At 65.5% G+C, this 17,031-nt stretch carries 18 protein-coding genes; 8 read left to right on the forward strand and 10 right to left on the reverse strand.

Features of this window, described 5'->3' with window-relative positions:
• Position 1: 1 nt before the first annotated feature.
• Together QNO03_RS03285 and arfB are read left to right on the forward strand one after the other, a co-directional pair.
• Positions 2 to 547: a DUF1697 domain-containing protein gene (locus QNO03_RS03285; protein WP_289601860.1), complete on the forward strand. Its 546-nt coding sequence runs from the start codon at positions 2 to 4 to the stop codon at positions 545 to 547.
• A 70-nt stretch (positions 548 to 617) separates the two neighbouring features.
• Complete coding sequence (gene arfB / locus QNO03_RS03290) at positions 618 to 1,040, forward strand: alternative ribosome rescue aminoacyl-tRNA hydrolase ArfB (protein ID WP_289601861.1); 423 nt, start codon at positions 618 to 620, stop codon at positions 1,038 to 1,040.
• Positions 1,041 to 1,064: 24 nt separating this feature from the next.
• Here the strand turns inward: arfB and QNO03_RS03295 are convergent, their stop codons facing one another.
• The 4 genes from QNO03_RS03295 to QNO03_RS03310 are packed head-to-tail and all read right to left on the reverse strand — an operon-like array spanning position 1,065 to position 3,957.
• Positions 1,065 to 1,526 (reverse strand): hypothetical protein, encoded by a 462-nt coding sequence (locus QNO03_RS03295; protein WP_289601863.1) that lies wholly within the window; start codon positions 1,524 to 1,526, stop codon positions 1,065 to 1,067.
• A gap of 56 nt (positions 1,527 to 1,582) precedes the next feature.
• A complete protein-coding gene (locus QNO03_RS03300; RefSeq protein ID WP_289601865.1) occupies positions 1,583 to 2,377 on the reverse strand; it encodes an ABC transporter permease subunit in 795 nt (264 codons plus the stop codon).
• A complete protein-coding gene (locus tag QNO03_RS03305) occupies positions 2,374 to 3,342 on the reverse strand; it encodes an ABC transporter ATP-binding protein (RefSeq protein WP_289601866.1) in 969 nt (322 codons plus the stop codon). Before QNO03_RS03305 ends, QNO03_RS03300 begins: the two co-directional genes overlap by 4 nt.
• Positions 3,343 to 3,351: 9 nt before the next feature.
• Positions 3,352 to 3,957: a DinB family protein gene (locus tag QNO03_RS03310; RefSeq protein ID WP_289601867.1), complete on the reverse strand. Its 606-nt coding sequence runs from the start codon at positions 3,955 to 3,957 to the stop codon at positions 3,352 to 3,354.
• 134 nt (positions 3,958 to 4,091) lie between these two features.
• Here QNO03_RS03310 and QNO03_RS03315 point away from each other — a divergent pair, with 134 nt between their 5' ends.
• The gene (locus tag QNO03_RS03315) at positions 4,092 to 4,550 is read left to right on the forward strand and encodes a DUF2975 domain-containing protein (protein ID WP_289601869.1); all 459 of its coding nucleotides are present in this window, start codon (positions 4,092 to 4,094) and stop codon (positions 4,548 to 4,550) included.
• Positions 4,551 to 4,632: 82 nt separating this feature from the next.
• Here the strand turns inward: QNO03_RS03315 and nrdF are convergent, their stop codons facing one another.
• From nrdF to nrdH, 4 genes are all read right to left on the reverse strand, one after another.
• Positions 4,633 to 5,607: a class 1b ribonucleoside-diphosphate reductase subunit beta gene (nrdF, locus tag QNO03_RS03320; protein WP_229948712.1), complete on the reverse strand. Its 975-nt coding sequence runs from the start codon at positions 5,605 to 5,607 to the stop codon at positions 4,633 to 4,635.
• Positions 5,608 to 5,661: 54 nt separating this feature from the next.
• A complete protein-coding gene (gene nrdE, locus QNO03_RS03325; protein ID WP_269437827.1) occupies positions 5,662 to 7,827 on the reverse strand; it encodes a class 1b ribonucleoside-diphosphate reductase subunit alpha in 2,166 nt (721 codons plus the stop codon).
• Positions 7,797 to 8,306 (reverse strand): class Ib ribonucleoside-diphosphate reductase assembly flavoprotein NrdI, encoded by a 510-nt coding sequence (gene nrdI / locus QNO03_RS03330; RefSeq protein WP_442860252.1) that lies wholly within the window; start codon positions 8,304 to 8,306, stop codon positions 7,797 to 7,799. Before nrdI ends, nrdE begins: the two co-directional genes overlap by 31 nt.
• A gap of 101 nt (positions 8,307 to 8,407) precedes the next feature.
• Positions 8,408 to 8,653 (reverse strand): glutaredoxin-like protein NrdH, encoded by a 246-nt coding sequence (nrdH, locus tag QNO03_RS03335; RefSeq protein ID WP_227901614.1) that lies wholly within the window; start codon positions 8,651 to 8,653, stop codon positions 8,408 to 8,410.
• 440 nt (positions 8,654 to 9,093) lie between these two features.
• Between nrdH and QNO03_RS03340 the strand changes: the two genes are divergently transcribed.
• On the forward strand, positions 9,094 to 10,032 hold the full coding sequence (locus QNO03_RS03340) for a LysR family transcriptional regulator (RefSeq protein WP_289601871.1): 939 nt from the start codon (positions 9,094 to 9,096) through the stop codon (positions 10,030 to 10,032).
• Between the two features lie 40 nt (positions 10,033 to 10,072).
• Positions 10,073 to 11,173 carry an FUSC family protein gene (locus QNO03_RS03345; protein WP_229948716.1) on the forward strand — a complete coding sequence of 367 codons (1,101 nt, stop codon included), beginning with the start codon at positions 10,073 to 10,075 and terminating at the stop codon, positions 11,171 to 11,173.
• Positions 11,174 to 11,213: 40 nt separating this feature from the next.
• On the opposite strand, the gene QNO03_RS03350 is transcribed toward QNO03_RS03345, so the two are convergent.
• Positions 11,214 to 12,287: an App1 family protein phosphatidate phosphatase gene (locus tag QNO03_RS03350; protein ID WP_289601872.1), complete on the reverse strand. Its 1,074-nt coding sequence runs from the start codon at positions 12,285 to 12,287 to the stop codon at positions 11,214 to 11,216.
• A gap of 62 nt (positions 12,288 to 12,349) precedes the next feature.
• Positions 12,350 to 13,447 carry a fatty acid desaturase family protein gene (locus QNO03_RS03355; RefSeq protein WP_229948725.1) on the reverse strand — a complete coding sequence of 366 codons (1,098 nt, stop codon included), beginning with the start codon at positions 13,445 to 13,447 and terminating at the stop codon, positions 12,350 to 12,352.
• Between the two features lie 176 nt (positions 13,448 to 13,623).
• Here QNO03_RS03355 and QNO03_RS03360 point away from each other — a divergent pair, with 176 nt between their 5' ends.
• Genes QNO03_RS03360 through QNO03_RS03370 form a run of 3 tightly spaced genes read left to right on the forward strand, consistent with a single transcriptional unit; the run spans position 13,624 to position 17,008 of the window.
• Entirely contained in the window at positions 13,624 to 14,946 is a 1,323-nt protein-coding gene (locus QNO03_RS03360; RefSeq protein WP_289601873.1) for an amino acid deaminase/aldolase, read from the forward strand.
• Positions 14,943 to 16,250, forward strand: a complete 1,308-nt coding sequence (locus QNO03_RS03365; RefSeq protein ID WP_289601874.1) for a D-arabinono-1,4-lactone oxidase — start codon at positions 14,943 to 14,945, stop codon at positions 16,248 to 16,250. The genes QNO03_RS03360 and QNO03_RS03365 overlap by 4 nt, the downstream gene beginning before the upstream one ends.
• Before the next feature lie 56 nt (positions 16,251 to 16,306).
• Complete coding sequence (locus QNO03_RS03370; RefSeq protein ID WP_289601875.1) at positions 16,307 to 17,008, forward strand: lysoplasmalogenase; 702 nt, start codon at positions 16,307 to 16,309, stop codon at positions 17,006 to 17,008.
• Positions 17,009 to 17,031 lie beyond the last annotated feature (23 nt).

Genomic DNA, 17,031 nt, shown 5'->3' on the forward strand with positions numbered 1-17,031 from the left:
CATGCCTTCCTACCTCGCCCTCCTACGCGGCATCAATGTCGGCGGGCGGAACAAGGTCCCCATGCAGGCCCTGCGGGGGCAACTGGCGGACCTCGGGTACCAGCAGGTCACCACCTATATCGCGAGCGGGAATGTTCTCCTGGCGTCAAACGATGACGCCGCCTCGATCGGCAGCAGGATCGAAGCCGCCCTCACCGACCATTTCGACCTCGATGACGAACTCGTCAAGGTCCTGGTGCTGGACCGCGCGCAGCTGCAGGCCGTCGTCGAGCACCGGCCCGACAACTTCGGCGAACGGCCGGACCTCTATCACTCCGACGCGATCTTCCTCATGGGCATCGACAGGGATACCGCCCTGAGCGCGTTCCGGCCGCGGGAAGGCATAGACACGGTCTGGGCCGGGGACGGCGTCATCTACTCCCAGCGGCTCAGCGCCGAGCTGACCAAAAGCCGGCTCAGCGCCATCGCGGCCTCCCCGCTGTATAAGTCGATGACGATCCGCAGCTGGAAGACCACGCAGAAACTGTGGGACCTGCTGCCCGGGTGACCCGATGAGCGGGGAGATCACCAAGGCCCCGGAGTCGTCTCCCGCCCCGCAACCGTGCGACGCTGGAGGGATGGATTTGGTGGTGTCTCCCGCGCTCACGATTCCCGCGGCTGAACTCGACTGGCGGTTCTCCCGGTCGTCCGGCCCCGGCGGCCAGCACGTCAACACCTCGGACAGCCGCGTCGAACTCTCCTGGAACGTAGCCGGTTCTGCGGTGCTGTCGGAACAGCAACGTCAGCTGCTGCTGCAGCGGCTGAAACGCCGGCTGGTGTCTGGCGTGCTGACCGTGACGGCCTCCGAGCAACGTTCCCAGCTGCGCAATCGGGAAACAGCCCTGGCCAAGCTCGCCGCCCTCGCGGCAGACGGGCTGGCGCCCGGACCTGCCCCGCGCCGCACCACCAAACCCACCCGGGGCTCGAACTACCGCCGCCTCGATGCAAAGAAACAACGGGCTGCCACGAAGCGGCAACGGCAACGGCCGCCGGCTGATTGATTCCGCCGGGGCTTGGGCATCAAGCTAGCCCGACATCCTGACGTAACGGCCGCCCAGCTCCCGGGCCAGAGCGGTGATTTCATCGGGGCCCGGAACCTGCCCCTCACGGCCAGGCAGAACCAGCACCTGCCAATTACTGCCCTCGGCGAAGTACGGAGGTCCGCTTTCCGCACCGTGAACCAGGTCCGAGGCCTTGGACCGGTCTGCCTCATTTTCGTAATGGATGACCTCAACGGCCTCCGTGCACATCCGGTACGCCGGCAGATGCCCGTCGATCTCGATGGTCACGGGTTCGGCGGTGGTGGCAGGGTCGCAGTCCAGGACGGCGGCTACGGCGTCGTACGCGTCGTCGACGGAAGCAAACGAGGACAGGCCGTCCCCGGCCGGAGCCGTCTGGCTGCCCTCATCCTCCGGACCGGCCGCCGTGCAGCCGGACAGCAGCAGCACCAAAGCCGCCGCTGCTCCAAATCCCCGTGTTCCGCGCATCAACGTCCGCCCCGTCGTCGTGATTGGTGAGGCACATCATTGCACAGGGCACCCGATCACGTGCCAATGTCCCTCCGGGTGAGTGCGAAGGCAGCGAGCAGCACCAGCAGCGCACTTGTTCCATACAGGGCACCAAGCCCGGCCCAATCGGCCCCGTTGCTGAGCGGGCTGGCACCGAAGGCCCAGTTGTACGGTGTCCAGGAGTGGAGGTAGTCCAGGTCCGGATTCTGGTTCGCCACTGCATTGAGGGCATACCCGCCGACGGCGGCCGTAACGGCAGCCGCAAGTGCCCAGACACGGCGGCCGGTGAATGCCCCGGCAGCCAGGGCGACTGACGCGGTCAGCAGTGCCAGCCCAACGAGCGCCGCACACCCGGCCCAGACATGGGAGGGAATCAGTACGAGCTGTGCGGGGCGGTCGAAGGCCAGCACGGCCAGGCCGGTGAAAAGGCCGAGCAGCAACAGGCGCGCAGCAATGGCGGCGCTGCGCTCCAGGACAAGTTGCACCCGGCTGACGGCGTGGGCCAGAACGAGTTCCAGGGTCCCGCTCTCTTCGTCGCCGGCAATCGCCCGGGTGCCCCAGGAAATGGCGGCAATGGTGAAGAGGACGAAGCCGATGAGGCCGAAGAACGTTGACTGGGTGTAGCCCGCGCCGGTCGTCAGCTCGTCATAGCCCAGCGCGGAAATGAGTTCGGGCGGCAGGCTCTGCAGGAGATCCTGAAAATCCTGGCCGGCCAGGGACGGATAAAGGGGCAGGTACAGGCTCAGGACAGCCAGGATACCCGCCGCCCATCCCAGAAGCGGGCGCCAGGACGCGGCGAGGGAACGGCTGAACAAGGGGAGGCGGCTCATCCGGCGGCACCGCCGCCGGCCGGCCCGGCAGCGCTCTCCGGCCCGTAAAACCGCAGAACGGCCTCCTCGAGGTCGGGCTCCTGCACCACCAGGTCGAGGAGGTGATATCCCGCCAGAGCCGTGATCAGGTCCGGCATGTCCCCCGCGAACCGGGCATGGAGTGAGGCTGCATCCCCGTGCCCGGGGTCGGCGGGCACCTGCAGCAGTTCGAATCCGGGCACCCGCCGGAGGCGTTCAATCAGCGCAGGTGCCTCTGCCGCAGTGATTCCAATCCGCACACGGCAGCCGGCGGAAGCCCGGATGTCGGCGGTGCTGGCGGCTGACACCACCGTCCCCGACCGGAGGATGGCCACAGTGTCAGCGGCCTCCTCAATCTCGCTGAGAACGTGCGAACTGAGCAGCACGGTTTGGCCGTTGCTGCTTGCCTCCCTCACCAGGGCCAGGAACTCCTGCTGAACCAGCGGATCCAATCCGCTGGTGGGTTCGTCCAGGATGAGCAGCGGGGGTTGGTGCATGAATGCCTGAATGAGTCCGAGTTTCTGCCGGTTCCCCTTGGACAGGGCACGCACCGGGCGGCCGAGGTCCAGGTCGAGCCGTTCCGCCAGCGCCAAAACGGTTCCTGGATCGACCGGTCCGCTGATGCGCGAGAAAAAGCGGAGAAGTTCCCGTCCGCTGACTCTGTCCGCTAGGACCAGATCTCCCGGCAGAAACCCGATTTGACGGCGCAGGGCCGGGCCTCCGCGGCGGGGATTAGCCCCGAGGACGGTTACTTCCCCGGAGCTGGGCCGCAGCAGGTCCAGCAGCAGGCGCATCAGGGTGGTCTTGCCGGCACCGTTGGGACCAATGATCCCGAAGACGCTTCCCGCTGGGACATCCAAGTCGATGCCTTTCAGTGCCTCAACGCGGCCGAAGGACTTATGCAGCCCACGCGTGCGCACAGCGGGTGAGGCAGCGCCAATTCCCATGGGTCGAGGCTACGCGCCTGCGGTGGGAGCCGGATAGGAGACGGCAGCCGCGGGCGCAGGCCATGACACGTCCACCGGCGGATCCTCGCCCACCAGTCCGTCCACGGCCTCGCGGATCAGGTCCGCATGTCCCACGTGCCGGGCGTATTCCTCGATCAGGTCGATCAGCATGCGGCGCAGGCTCCCGGTCTGGCCCTCGATGGCGGGCAGCAGCTGGTCGAGTCCGCCGTCGTCCAGTGCGGCGGCAAGGCGTTGCCGTGAGCGTCCGACGGCGTCGCTCCACAGGGCATAAAGCTCTTCCGGGGTGTCGTCTGCTGCGGTGCGCCAGTCCCAGTCCGGGTCGTGTTCCCAGTCAGCGGCATTCCACGGGGCTCCAGGGTCCTGGCGCCTCAGCTGCCATGTGAACTTCACGGCCTCTACCCCGGCCAGGTGCTTGAGCAGCCCGCCCAGGGTAATGGCGGAGGCACCGACAGTGGCGGTGAGGCCGGCTGTATCCAGGCCGCCGGTCTTCCAGGCGAAGGTGGCGCGCTGCCGGTCCAGGGAACCCAACAGGGTCTCGATTTCCGTTCCGGCCAGTGGAGGTTCGATTTTCGGTGCGGGGTCTTGTTCAGTCATGGGCGGAAGGCTAAGGGGCCGGATGAGCAGGGTCCACCCGTAATCGGTCTTTACTGCTGGTTCGGCAGCGGGAAGGAAAAAGGAGCTACGCCACCGTGGTTGACAGCCCTGTCAGGCAGGGCGAGGATCGCGCTATGACTCGGCAGGAAGCCCTCCCCCTCCGCTGCGCCGTCGTGGCGTTCGCCCTCACGGCCGTGCTGCTTCAGGTTGTGGCTGTTCCGCGCTTGGCGGCCGGCGCCGCCGATGCCTATCCGGAGGTTGCGTATCTTGCCTCCCCGTACGTCACAGTCATCGGGGCAGCGGTGGTCGCCTTCGAGGTGGCCCTACTGGCAGCCTGGCAATTGGTTTCGGCCTCAGTAGTGAATAGGTCCGCGGCACGTGGGTCGACGGGATGGGCCAACACCGCGGCGGTTTCGCTGGGCGTGATGGCGGTGCTCTGCGCCGGTGTCTTCGCCCATGCAGGGTTTATCGAACACATTGGCGGCCCCGCAATGCTTTTCGGGCTGCTGATCTTCCTCGCCCTCGTCCCCGTGGCCTTTGCCCTGAGATACGGGGTCCTGGGTTGGCTGGAAGAAGAACATTCCGTGGGTTAAACAGCGCTGCCGCCGCAGCAGACCCGGAAGGCCCGCCACGGCGGCATTGCGTCAGCTCAGCTGGACTGGTCCAGCCCAGGAATTAGAAGTCCCAGTCGTCGTCTTCCGTGTTCACGGCCTTGCCGATCACGTAGGAGGAACCGGAGCCGGAGAAGAAGTCGTGGTTCTCGTCGGCGTTCGGGGACAGGGCCGAAAGGATGGCCGGGTTTACGTCCGTCAGGGTGGACGGGAACATGGCTTCGTAGCCCAGGTTCATCAGCGCCTTGTTGGCGTTGTAGTGCAGGAACTTCTTGACGTCCTCGGCCAGGCCGACGCCGTCGTACAGGTCGTGCGTGTACTGGACTTCGTTTTCGTACAGCTCAAAGAGCAGCTCGTACGTGTAGTCCTTGAGCTCCTGGCGGCGTTCCTCGGGGATGGTCTCCAGTCCGCGCTGGAACTTGTAGCCGATGTAGTAGCCGTGCACGGCCTCGTCACGGATGATCAGGCGGATGAGGTCGGCGGTGTTTGTGAGCTTGGCCCGCGAGGACCAGTACATCGGCAGGTAGAAGCCCGAGTAGAAGAGGAAGGACTCCAGCAGGGTGGAAGCCACCTTGCGCTTCAGGGGATCATCGCCACGGTAGTAATCCGTGATGATCTGGGCCTTCTTCTGCAGGTTCGGGTTTTCCGTGGACCAGCGGAACGCCTCGTCAATCTCCTTGGTCGAAGCCAGGGTGGAGAAGATCGAGGAGTAGCTCTTAGCGTGCACGGACTCCATGAACGCAATGTTCGTGTAGACCGCTTCCTCGTGCGGGGTCAGCGCATCGGGGATCAGCGAGACAGCACCAATGGTGGCCTGCATGGTGTCCAGCAGGGTCAGGCCCGTGAAGACGCGCATGGTGAGCTGCTGCTCTTCCGGAGTCAGCGTGGCCCAGGACTGGACGTCGTTGGACAGCGGCACCTTCTCCGGCAGCCAGAAGTTGTTGACCAGACGGTTCCAGACCTCAACGTCCTTCTCATCCTGGATCCGGTTCCAGTTGATCGCCTCGACGCCTTCGATCAGCTTCAGCTTCTCGGTCATGAATAGTTCCTTGTCTTCAAAAATTCGGGGAGAGGGATGCGGTGACGGCAGGCCTTACAGCATGCAGGAAACGCAGCCCTCAACCTCGGTACCTTCCAGCGCGAGCTGGCGCAGGCGGATGTAGTAAATGGTCTTGATGCCCTTGCGCCACGCGTAGATCTGCGCCTTGTTGATGTCGCGGGTGGTGGCGGTGTCCTTGAAGAACAGCGTCAGGGACAGGCCCTGGTCCACGTGCTGGGTGGCAGCGGCGTAGGTGTCGATGATCTTCTCGTAGCCGATTTCGTACGCATCCTGGTAGTACTCCAGGTTGTCGTTGGTCAGGTACGGCGCCGGGTAGTACACGCGGCCCAGCTTGCCTTCCTTGCGGATTTCAATCTTCGACGCCACCGGGTGAATGGAGGAGGTGGAGTTGTTGATGTAGGAAATCGACCCGGTGGGCGGTACGGCCTGCAGGTTCTGGTTGTAGATGCCGTGCTCCATGACCGAAGCCTTCAGCGCCTCCCAGTCCGCCTGAGTGGGGATGTGGACGCCGTCGAACAGTTCGCGGACCCGCTGGGTCTGCGGGACCCATTCCCGGTTGGTGTACTTGTCGAAGTACTCCCCCGTGGCGTACTTGGAACGCTCGAAGCCGGCGAACTTCCGGCCGGTCTCGATCGCGAGCAGGTTCGATGCCCGCACGGCGTGGTAAACCACCGTGTAGAAGTAGATGTTGGTGAAGTCGATGCCCTCTTCGGAGCCGTAGTAGACCCGCTCACGCGCCAGGTAGCCGTGCAGGTTCATCTGGCCCAGGCCGATGGCGTGGGACATGTCGTTGCCCTTGGCAATGGACGGCACCGAGCCGATGTGGCTCATGTCCGACACCGCGGTCAGCGCGCGGATGGCCGTTTCAATGGTGCGGCCGAAGTCCGGGGAATCCATGGTCTTGGCAATGTTCAGCGAGCCAAGGTTGCAGGAGATGTCCTTGCCGGTCTCGTCGTAGGACAGGTCATCCTTGTACGTGGTCGGCTGGGAGACCTGGAGGATCTCCGAGCACAGGTTCGACATGATGATCTTGCCCTCGATCGGGTTCTCCCGGTTCACCGTGTCCTCGAACATGATGTAGGGGTAGCCGGACTCGAACTGGATCTCGGCGAGGGTCTGGAAGAAGTCGCGGGCACGGATCTTGGTCTTCTTGATCCGGGCGTCGTCCACCATCTCGTAGTACTTTTCGGTGACCGAGATGTCGGAGAACGGCATGCCGTAGACCTTCTCGACGTCGTACGGGGAGAACAGGTACATGTCCTCGTCGCGCTTGGCCAGTTCGAAGGTGATGTCCGGGACGACGACGCCGAGCGAGAGGGTCTTGATGCGGATCTTCTCATCCGCGTTCTCGCGCTTGGTGTCCAGGAACCGGTTGATGTCCGGGTGGTGGGCGTGCAGGTACACGGCACCGGCACCCTGGCGGGCGCCCAGCTGGTTGGCGTAGGAGAAGCTGTCCTCGAGGAGCTTCATCACGGGGATGACGCCCGAGGACTGGTTCTCGATCTGCTTGATCGGCGCGCCGACCTCGCGGATGTTCGTCAGTGCGAAGGCAACGCCCCCGCCGCGCTTGGACAGCTGCAGTGCGGAGTTGATGGAGCGGCCGATGGACTCCATGTTGTCTTCGATGCGCAGCAGGAAGCAGGAGACCAGCTCGCCGCGCTGTGCCTTGCCCGCGTTAAGGAAGGTGGGGGTGGCCGGCTGGAAGCGGCCCTCGATGATTTCATCCACCATCTGGGTTGCGAGCTGCTCGTCGCCGCGGGCCAGGTGCAGGGCAACCATGCAGACGCGGTCTTCGTAGCGCTCCAGGTAACGCTTGCCGTCGAAGGTCTTCAGCGTGTACGAGGTGTAGAACTTGAACGCACCAAGGAAGGTCTCGAAGCGGAACTTCTTCTTGTAGGCGCGGGTGTACAGCTCCTTGATGAAGGTCATGGAGTACTGGTCGAGCGTTTCCGGCTCGTAGTACTCGTTCTTGACCAGGTATTCCAGCTTCTCTTCCAGGTCGTGGAAGAAGACCGTGTTGTTGTTAACGTGCTGGAGGAAGTACTGGCGCGCAGCAGCGCGGTCGGCGTCGAACTGGATCTCTCCGTTCTTGCCGTACAGGTTCAGCATGGCGTTGAGCTCGTGGTAGCCCAGCCCCTTGTAAGCCTCCGGGAGCTCCTTGGAGTCCGTCACGCCGGCTTCTGCGACTGATGTGTCCAAAACTTTTCCAATCCTTCGTTAACCTTGGCAACGTCCTCGGACGTGCCCATGAGTTCAAATCGATACAGCACGGGGACTTGGCACTTCACGGCGATGATGTCCGCCGCGAGGCAATAGGAGTCCCCGAAGTTTGTGTTGCCCGCGCCGATCACTCCCCGGATCAAGGAGCGGTTGCGCTCATTGTTCAGGAACTTGATGACCTGTTTGGGAACGGCTCCCCGGGCTGCCGCCCCCGGTTGGGCTGCGGTTCCCCCGTAGGTGGGAAGCAGCAGCACGTAGGGCCGGAGGGCCAGCAGTGTTGGCTGGGAGGTGTGGAGCGGGAGCTGGGCCGCGCGGACCCCTAGCTTGTCCACAAAGCGGCGGGTGTATCCCGAGGCTGAGGAGAAGTAGATCAGGGACGCATCCGTTTCCGGCTGCCCATCCCCTGCGGATGCCGATGCCGGCGCGATGCCGGCCCGGCCTGCCATCCCCAGTGTCATGGTTGCTGCGCTCCTGACGGGTAGTGCGCGGGTGGTACGGGGTGCTGCTTAGGGGAAACCGGGGACTTGTAGATCCTCAGAAGCACCTAGGCGGCGCAGGCCTAGGCTACGGAGGAAACCTGCGCCTGGGCGAGCTCTTCGATCTTGTCGGGCCGGAAGCCGGACCAGGAGTCCTGCTCGGTAACGACAACAGGCGCCTGCATGTAGCCCATGGAGCGGACGCGCTCGAGGGCCTCGGGGTCCTGCGACATGTCCACGCTCTGGTACACGATGCCCTTCTTGTCGAGGGCACGGTAAGTGGCGTTGCACTGTACGCAGGCGGGCTTGGTGTAAACCGTAACGGTCATGGCGTGGTCTCCCCTAGTGAAGCATGAAGTCTGTTCTGTGCTGCTTGGTGGTGCTGGTGCTACTGGAATCCATGGTGCTGGATAGCGGCTTGTGGAGCTTGGTGAAGCTCTCGAAGTCTGTTCCTAAATACTACATCCAGTTCCATGCCCAGACACTACATCTAGTGCGCCCCCTAAGGTGGAACCCCTACATGATGTATTACAAGTATGTCATTACGCAGGGCGTCCGTCCACAGTTTGTGCACAGGGAACGCCGCGTAATTAGGCGGGATTTCCGCGCCGCGGCGCGGGTTCTCCACAGCCTGTGCAGAACCGGATGCACATGTGACCGGACAGGCAAGATTCATGCGTGTCGCGTACGGTGGGCGTGTCGGCTCTAGTGCCGGTCAACACTAGATATGGTGGTCCGCCCCGCCGGGGTGGGGAAGGAGCGCACACGGATGGTCAACCCCGTGCACCTGAAGACGCTGCTGGAGGTGATCCGCACCGGATCGTTTGCCGCGGCGGCCCTGCGGCTGGGCTGCACCGCTTCGGCAGTGTCCCAGCAGATGTCCGCCCTGGAGAAGGACACCGGGACGCGGTTGTTCGAACGCTCCGCGCGCACGGTATCCCCCACGGAAGCCGCCGTCGTGATGGCCAGGCACGCCGTGAAGGTGCTCACCGATATGGACGCGCTGCTGGCATCAGCCGCCCGGCCCGGGCCGGGCACCGGACAGGAGCTGAGGCTGGGCATCTTCCCCAGCCTGGCCACCTTCGCCCTGCCGGAACTGCTTGCCTCGCCCGGATGGCGCGACCTGGGCATTGACCTGCTGCTATCCGTGGCGGAACCCGCGCAGACCATCCAGGGGCTGCGCACCGGCGGGAACCTCGACGTCGCGCTGGTGTACCAGGTGGGGCAGGGCGGGCTCGCCTGGCCCTCCTCGATCAGCCGCCGGTGGCTGGGCGACGACAACTTCCGGGTGGTGCTGCCCGCATCCTGGGGTATCCGCAGCGGCGCCGAGGTGACCGCCGATCAGCTCGCGGGAATGCCCTGGATAATGCATCACCCCGGCACCCCAGATGCACTGGTGATTGAACGGCTTTTCGCCAGCTGCAGCCTCCACCCCCGGGTGGCCGCCTACTGCGACGATTTCAACGCCAGCCTGGCGATGGCTTCCGCCGGTCTCGGTGCGGCGCTGGTGCCGGAACTGGCGATGCTGGACCGCCCTGCCGGTACGGTCGTGCTGGATGTCGCCGAGATCAGGCTGGCACGGAGCATCTTCGCCCTGCTCATCCACGAACAGAATGTCCAGGTCGGCCTTTTCCTGGACCGGCTGGCCGATGTGCTGGGCCGGCGGAGCATAGTGCCGCTCCCCACATCCGGCCTTCAGCAGGGCTGAAAAGTCGTTTCCGGAGGAGGGCCCGGGCCATACTCGAAGCATGACCACTGGTGAAAAAACACTCCCCAAACGGTCATTGAGTGCCGTTACCAACCGGGTGACCGGAGTCCTGCGCTACACCCGTTTCCAGCTCGCCTTCAAGGCCACCCTGGCCGTCGGCATCGCCTGGACAGTAGCCCCGCATGTCCCGGGGGTAGCGTCGCAGTACCCGTACTATGCGCCGCTGGGCGCCATCGTCAGCATGTACCCCACAGTGTCCGGTTCATTCCGCACCGGCATGGAGACCCTCGCCGGCCTTGCTACCGGGATGCTCTTGGCCTTGGGGGCACTGCTGATCGGCACCCCGAACGTCTGGACCATTTCCGTGATCGTCGGCATCGGCGTGCTGCTGGGCGGGCTGCGCTTCCTGGGCGCGTCCGGCCGGGAATACGTGCCGATGGCCGCGCTGTTTGTGCTGGTTCTGGGCGGTGACGACCCGGACGGATACTCGTTCGGCTACGGGGTGCAGATGCTGGTGGGAGTGGTTGTCGGCCTGGCCGTCAACGCCCTCGTCTTTCCACCGCTGCACCTGAACGGCGCGGTCAACGGACTGGTGACGCTGCGGAAGTCGCTGGCGCGCCAGCTGCGGGACATGGGAACGGCAATGGAGGAAACCTGGCCGCCCGAACACGAGGACTGGGCCCAGCGCGAAAGCGAACTGGACGCCCTGACCCGGGAGGTCCGCGAAGCAGTGGAGCTGGCGGACAACAGCCGCCACGGGAACATCCGCAGCCGCAAATACCGGCGCGATTTCACGGCGGACTACCGGGCGTTGCGGGCCATGGAACGTGCCACCCGGCATGTGAAGGACATGACCGAAGTCCTCACGGATGCCATCTGGCGCAATCCGGAGCACGTAGCCGTCCCGGCCTCCCTGACCGCCCCGCTGGCCAATGCCGTGAATGCCTGCGGCGAGGCAGTGGAGATCTGGGATCCGGGGAGCGAGGAGCAGTCGACGGCGACGGAGGCACTCGTGGAGCTGGTGCGCCTGGTTAATACTTCCGGCTCAGCCGAAAGCCCGGTGGACGCGGCGGCGGCCCTGGCCATGGACCTCCGCCGGATCCTGCGGATCATCAACACGGAGGCCGACGACGACGCCTAGGCCCGCGGGCCGGTACCGGACCGGTACCGGCAAGCCAGGGTTACCCCTCGTCGGTCAGCAGGCCGATGTCGGCCAGCTGGCGGGCCATTCCGGCGCCGTCGGGCGCGTAGATCCACGGGACATCCACCGGAGTCTCCCCCGGCTTGCCCGTTCGCCCGCCGGCGAGCACCGCTTCCCCGGCCGAGAGCTGGCGGATGGCGATGGCCCGGACGTTCTCCGGATGGCGGTGGGCGAAGTCCGCGTAGATCTCTTCGTCGTGCTGGCCGTTGTCGCCGATCAGCAGCCATTTGATGTCCGGGAATTCCTGGGCCAGCCGTTCCAGCTGCGTGCGCTTGTGCGCCTGTCCGCTGCGGAACCAGCGGTCCGTGGTGGGGCCCCAGTCGGTCAGCAGCAGCGGACCCGCCGGGTAGAGGTTGCGGGTGATGAACCGGGTGAGGGTGGCGGCAACATTCCACGCGCCGGTCGAAAGGTACAGCACCGGGCCCACGGGGTTTTCCCGTGCCAGCCGGTCCATCATTACTGCCATGCCCGGCGTGGGCGTACGGGCATGCTCGTCAAGGACGAAGGTGTTCCAGGCTGCCAGCATCGGCCGCGGAAGGGCAGTAACCATGATGGTGTCGTCAATGTCGGACACCACCCCCACCTCAGCTGCGGGATCCACCACGTAGATCGGCGCGGTGGTTTCCTCGCCGTCTTCGGAACGAAGCAGTACGGTGGTCCAGCCCGGCGCAAGATCCGCGGGAAGGACGGCGTCGACCACTCCTCCGCGGTCCGCGGTGACGACGTGCTTCTGGTCGCCCACCACGACGGTGACCGTGGCTTTATTCACCGGCGGGCTCATGAAGTTCCGCCAACCGCGGATGCCGTCGGCGATCGCCTTGGACGCCATCGACTTCTCGGCGCCGTCAAAGTAGCCGGGCTTGGCCAGGATGACCCTGCCGAGTACCCGCACCCATTCAGTGGAGCCGTATCCGGTGAAGGGGAGGACGATCTGCACGTCCCCCCGCTTGCGGGCACGTTCGTCGCGCCATGCATGCAGGGAGTCCTCCATGCGCATGCCGAGATGGGCCACGGGAGTCTTCTCCGCCGGACGGACTGCGGGGTTTTTTGTCATATTCCTAGTCTGTCAGATGCTTCGACCGCGGGTATCCGCCGTTGCTCCAGCGGATCCGCAGGCTAGATACGGTACTTGGACCGGACCGGGCAGTCGAACGGATCGCGGGCGGAGAGGCCCACTTCGTTCAGGTACCGGACCACAATGGCGTAGGACTGCACGAGGGTGGTCTCGGTGTAGGGAATGGAATGCTTGGCGCAGTGTTCCTTCACCAGTTCGCTGGCCCGGGCAAGCGACGGCCGGGGCATGCTCGGGAAGAGGTGATGCTCCACCTGGTAGTTCAGTCCACCCATCAGGGTGTTCATGCCGCGGCCCACGATGTTGCGGGACGTCAGCACCTGGCGGCCGAGGAAGTCGACCTTGGAGTCCCTGGGCAGGATGGGCATGCCCTTGTGGTTCGGCGCGAAGGAAGCGCCCATGTATACGCCGAAGACGGCGAGCTGCACCCCGATGAAGGCGAAAGCCATTCCCACGGGCAGGAAGAAGAATACGGCGCCTAGATACAGGCCGAGCCGGGTGAAGACCATGACCAGTTCCGAGATGCGTCCCTTGACCTGCTTGTTCTGGAACAGGTGCTTGATGGACGTTGCATGCAGGTTGATTCCCTCAAGCGTCAGCAGCGGGAAGAACAGCCAGCCCTGGCGGCGGGCAAACCAGGCCATGAAGCCCTTCTGCTTTGCGGCCTGTTCCGGCAGGAAGGAAATGGTATCCATGTCGATATCCGGGTCCTTGCCCACCGTGTTGGGGTTGGCATGGTGCCTGCTGTGCTTGTTCATCCACCACTGGTAGCTGATGCCGACGACGGCGTTCGCCACGAACTTGCCGGCCCGGTCATTTGCCGGTCCCGATTCGAAGACCTGCCGGTGCGATGCCTCATGGGCAATGAAGGCCAACTGGGTCAGGAGAATGCCCAGTGCGGCGGCGATGAGCAGCTGGAACCAGCTCTCCCCGATGAAGAACGACCCCGTTGCAGCAGCGACCAGGCCGATGCACAGAAAAACGAACGTTGTGATGTAGAAAGAGCTCCGGCGCTTCAGCAGGCCTTCGTCACGGACTGCTTTGAGCAGACCGGAGTAGGTGCTGGTGACGTTGTTCCGGCGCGGCTTCTTTTCGCTCGGGTTTTCTTCAACGGGTGCAGTGGAGGAAGCGGTTATGCTCATGCGGCCTTCTGGTGGTGTACGACTTCCCAGCCGGCGTGGCGAGCGGATTCGCTCTAGAGATGTGACCACCCTAACCCTAAAGTCTGGTGTTTACCTGTGACATTGCTGCATGCCCGCATGCCGGCCGTGGCCGCGCGTTGCGAGCTGGAGGGAGCGGCGTTCCGCGTTTAGGGTAGGTGCAGACAACGGAGGTCACCATGGGTAACCGCAACGACGCCGGGACTCCGGCTCCCCCTCTGCAGCTGTTCCCGCCCGGCGTGCCGGGAACGCCGGACACATCCGGAACTGCCGTATCCCGTCCCTGGCTGACCCCCGAAACCTATTGGCCCGCACTCTCGGAGGCCACCGCGGTACTTCCCGCACCGGTGGCGGTGCTGGGGCTGGAGGCGCTTCGGTCCAATGCTGCGGACCTGCTCCGGCGCGCCGGCGGCATGCCCCTGCGGATCGCCAGCAAGTCCCTCCGGGTCCGCGGCGTCATTGAGGCGCTGCTTCAGCTCCCCGGTTTTCAAGGCGTCTTCAGCTACACGCTCCCCGAAGCCCTGTGGCTGGCAGAGCGGTGCGCTGATGTCGTGGTGGGATATCCCAGCACGGACCGGGCGGCCCTCACCCGGCTCCTCGGCGACGAACGGCTGGCCGCCCGGGTGACACTGATGGTCGACGACGAGTCCCAGCTGGACCTGGTGGACGATGTGGCACCGGCGGGTCAACGCCCGGAGGTGCGTATCTGTCTGGATGCGGATGCCTCCTGGCAGGCGCCGGCACTGGGCTTCATCGGCACCCGCCGGTCTCCTCTGCATACCCCGGACGACGCCGTCGGGCTGGGGCGCCGGATCGCCGCCCGTCCCGGCTTCCGGCTGGTGGGTTTGATGATGTACGAAGCCCAAGTGGCCGGCGTGGGCGACGCGGTTCCCGGGGCGGGCCCACGGAATGTCCTCATGCGGCACCTGCAGCCGCGGTCCATGGCCGAGCTCCTCGGCCGCAGGCAGCTTATTGCCGGGCGGCTGCGCGATCTGGCCCCGCTCGAATTCGTGAACGGCGGCGGCACCGGCTCCATCGAAGCCACACGGGCGGACCCGGCGGTCACCGAGATTACGGCCGGTTCCGGACTTTTCGGCGGACACCTGTTCGACAACTACCGTGCGTTTACGCCGGCCCCCGCAGCTGCCTACGCGTTCGACGTCGTCCGCCGTCCGACGTCGGACACCGCCACCGTGCTGGGCGGCGGATGGATCGCCTCGGGGCCACCGGGAGCCAGCCGTCTCCCGCGGCCTGTCTGGCCGCCGGATCTGCGTTTCCTCCCGCGGGAAGGGGCGGGAGAGGTACAGACTCCCCTGCGCGGTGCGGCTGCCGGGACACTGTATCCCGGTGACCGCGTCTGGTTCCGGCACGCCAAGAGCGGCGAGCCGGCCGAACACCTCAACGAGTACCAGGTCGTGGCCGGCGGGAAGATCGTGGACACGTTGCCCACCTACCGCGGCGAGGGGAAGGCGTTCCTGTGAGGGCGTCGGGCGCCGGGTGGGAAAACTGGGGACGGAACGTTACTGCGCAACCCCTTCGCGTGGAGCGTCCGCTCGATACCGCCGGCCTCCAGCGTTGCGTGGCCGACGCCGCAGGTGCCGGGCAGCGGATCAAGGCCGTGGGGGCGGGCCACAGTTTCACCGACATTGCCGCCACCGTTGGCGTCCAACTGGACCTCAGCGCCCTGCAGGGGGTGGTCGCAGTGGACGCTGGAAGGTGCCGGGTGCGGTTACAGGCCGGCACCCGGCTGCATCGGATCCCGGCGCTGCTGGAACCTTACGGACTGGCGATGCCGAACCTCGGCGACATTGACCGGCAGTCCGTCGCCGGTGCAGTTTCCACCGGAACGCACGGAACGGGCGCCGGGTTCGGCGGGATGGCCACCCAAGTGGTGGGCGTGACCCTGGTCCAGCCCGACGGCGGCCTGCTCAGGGTGGGCGGCGACGATCCGTTACTCCCGGCCGTAGCCCTCGGACTGGGTGCCCTGGGTGTCATCGCCGACGTCACCCTTCAATGCGTACCCGCGTTCGTACTCCAGGCCGAGGAGCGATCCGAGCCCCTGGCGGATGTGCTTGAGGGACTAAACGACCGGGTGAAAGCAGCCGACCATTTTGAGTTTTACTGGTTTCCGCACACCGACCGCGCTGCCACCAAGTCGAACACCCGCCTGCCCGGCTCCGCCCGCTGCCGTCCGCCCGGTCCCGCCGCGCGCTGGGTCAACGACTCCCTGCTGGCAAACACCGTGTTCCGAGGTACCTGTGCCGTAGGCAGTGCACTACCGGCGGTTGTCCCTGCCGTGAACGCCGCAGCGGCACGGCTGCTCGGTGGCCGGGACTATTCGGACGCCTCTGCGCGGGTCTTCACCTCCCGGCGCAACGTGCGGTTCCGGGAGATGGAGTACGCCGTTCCTGCCGACCGCATTGGCCCGGCCTTCTCCGCCCTGAGGGAGCTGATCGAGGAACGCCGTTGGCGGATCTCGTTTCCCGTGGAGGTCCGCTGGGCGGCGGCCGATGACCGCTGGCTGTCCACCGCATATGGCCGGGATACAGCCTATATAGCCGTGCACCGCTATTACCGGGAGGACTTCGCCGAGTACTTCAACGCCGTCGAGGAAATTATGCTCGCCCACGGCGGGCGGCCGCATTGGGGCAAGCTGCATTCGCTGGAAGCGGCAGCACTGGCGGAGCGGTACCCGCGTTTCAAGGACTTCCTGGCGGTACGGGAGCAGCTGGATCCGGGCCGGGTCTTCGCCAACGCCTATCTGGACCGGGTGCTGGGCGCCTAACTGCCACAGTGCCGGAGGCACCGTACGATGGGCTGCAGCCGACCCGAAGGAGTGCCGTGACCGCCGCGCCCACCCATAGCCAGACCTCTGCCACGTCCCGCGCCTGGTGGTGGGGGTTCCTGCCGTTTATTGCTGCGTCCGCAGTGCACATCGCCGCCCGCGCCGTGGACGCCCCAGACATTGCGGAACCAACCAAGCTGACGCTGATGCCGCTGCTTGCCGTTGCGGCCCTGTGGGGCGGCCGCGGCCTTGTCCGGGCTGCCGGCGGTGTCCTGCCGGGGGTGCTGCTGATGGCCGCCCTGTTTTTCTCCTGGATCGGTGATGGCGCGGGTACGTTCTTCCCGTCGGCTCCGGAGCTGCCCGTCATGCTCGGGTCGTTCGGACTGGCGCACATTTGCTATATCTGGCTGCTGGCGCGCTACGGAGGTGCCGGACGGCTTCCCCGGTGGGCCCTGGTCTTCCCGCTGTGGTGGGTCCTGATGCTCGTGGTCCTTTGGCCGGCGCTAGGTGGCCTGGCTCCCGCGGTGGCCGCATACGGCATTGTCCTCGCGGGTACGGCTGCGACGGCCGCGCGGTGCCGGCCCATGGTGGCAGCCGGCGGCCTGCTGTTCCTGGCCTCGGATACGGTCCTGGCCGGCCGGATCTTCCTGCCCGAACAGATGCCGGACTGGTCCAATCCCCTGGTGATGCTGACCTATTGCGCAGGGCAGGGACTCATTGTTGCCGGGCTGCTGCGGACCTGGCGGGACGGACGCTGAGGGTCCGTCAGGGCTGACCATCC

The sequence above is a fragment of the Arthrobacter sp. zg-Y877 genome (assembly GCF_030373105.1).
Lineage (GTDB): Bacteria > Actinomycetota > Actinomycetes > Actinomycetales > Micrococcaceae > Arthrobacter_B.

Bases quoted from the DNA above. Each gene is read 5' to 3' on its own strand.
- nrdH (WP_227901614.1), bottom strand. From the start codon at position 8,653: ATGACCGTTACGGTTTACACCAAGCCCGCCTGCGTACAGTGCAACGCC.
- arfB (WP_289601861.1), top strand. From the start codon at position 618: ATGGATTTGGTGGTGTCTCCCGCGCTCACGATTCCCGCGGCTGAACTC.
- QNO03_RS03340 (WP_289601871.1), top strand. From the start codon at position 9,094: ATGGTCAACCCCGTGCACCTGAAGACGCTGCTGGAGGTGATCCGCACC.
- nrdF (WP_229948712.1), bottom strand. From the start codon at position 5,607: ATGACCGAGAAGCTGAAGCTGATCGAAGGCGTCGAGGCGATCAACTGG.
- QNO03_RS03305 (WP_289601866.1), bottom strand. From the start codon at position 3,342: ATGGGAATTGGCGCTGCCTCACCCGCTGTGCGCACGCGTGGGCTGCAT.
- QNO03_RS03295 (WP_289601863.1), bottom strand. From the start codon at position 1,526: ATGCGCGGAACACGGGGATTTGGAGCAGCGGCGGCTTTGGTGCTGCTG.
- QNO03_RS03315 (WP_289601869.1), top strand. From the start codon at position 4,092: ATGACTCGGCAGGAAGCCCTCCCCCTCCGCTGCGCCGTCGTGGCGTTC.
- QNO03_RS03285 (WP_289601860.1), top strand. From the start codon at position 2: ATGCCTTCCTACCTCGCCCTCCTACGCGGCATCAATGTCGGCGGGCGG.
- QNO03_RS03345 (WP_229948716.1), top strand. From the start codon at position 10,073: ATGACCACTGGTGAAAAAACACTCCCCAAACGGTCATTGAGTGCCGTT.
- QNO03_RS03300 (WP_289601865.1), bottom strand. From the start codon at position 2,377: ATGAGCCGCCTCCCCTTGTTCAGCCGTTCCCTCGCCGCGTCCTGGCGC.
- QNO03_RS03310 (WP_289601867.1), bottom strand. From the start codon at position 3,957: ATGACTGAACAAGACCCCGCACCGAAAATCGAACCTCCACTGGCCGGA.
- nrdI (WP_442860252.1), bottom strand. From the start codon at position 8,306: ATGACACTGGGGATGGCAGGCCGGGCCGGCATCGCGCCGGCATCGGCA.
- QNO03_RS03355 (WP_229948725.1), bottom strand. From the start codon at position 13,447: ATGAGCATAACCGCTTCCTCCACTGCACCCGTTGAAGAAAACCCGAGC.
- QNO03_RS03350 (WP_289601872.1), bottom strand. From the start codon at position 12,287: ATGACAAAAAACCCCGCAGTCCGTCCGGCGGAGAAGACTCCCGTGGCC.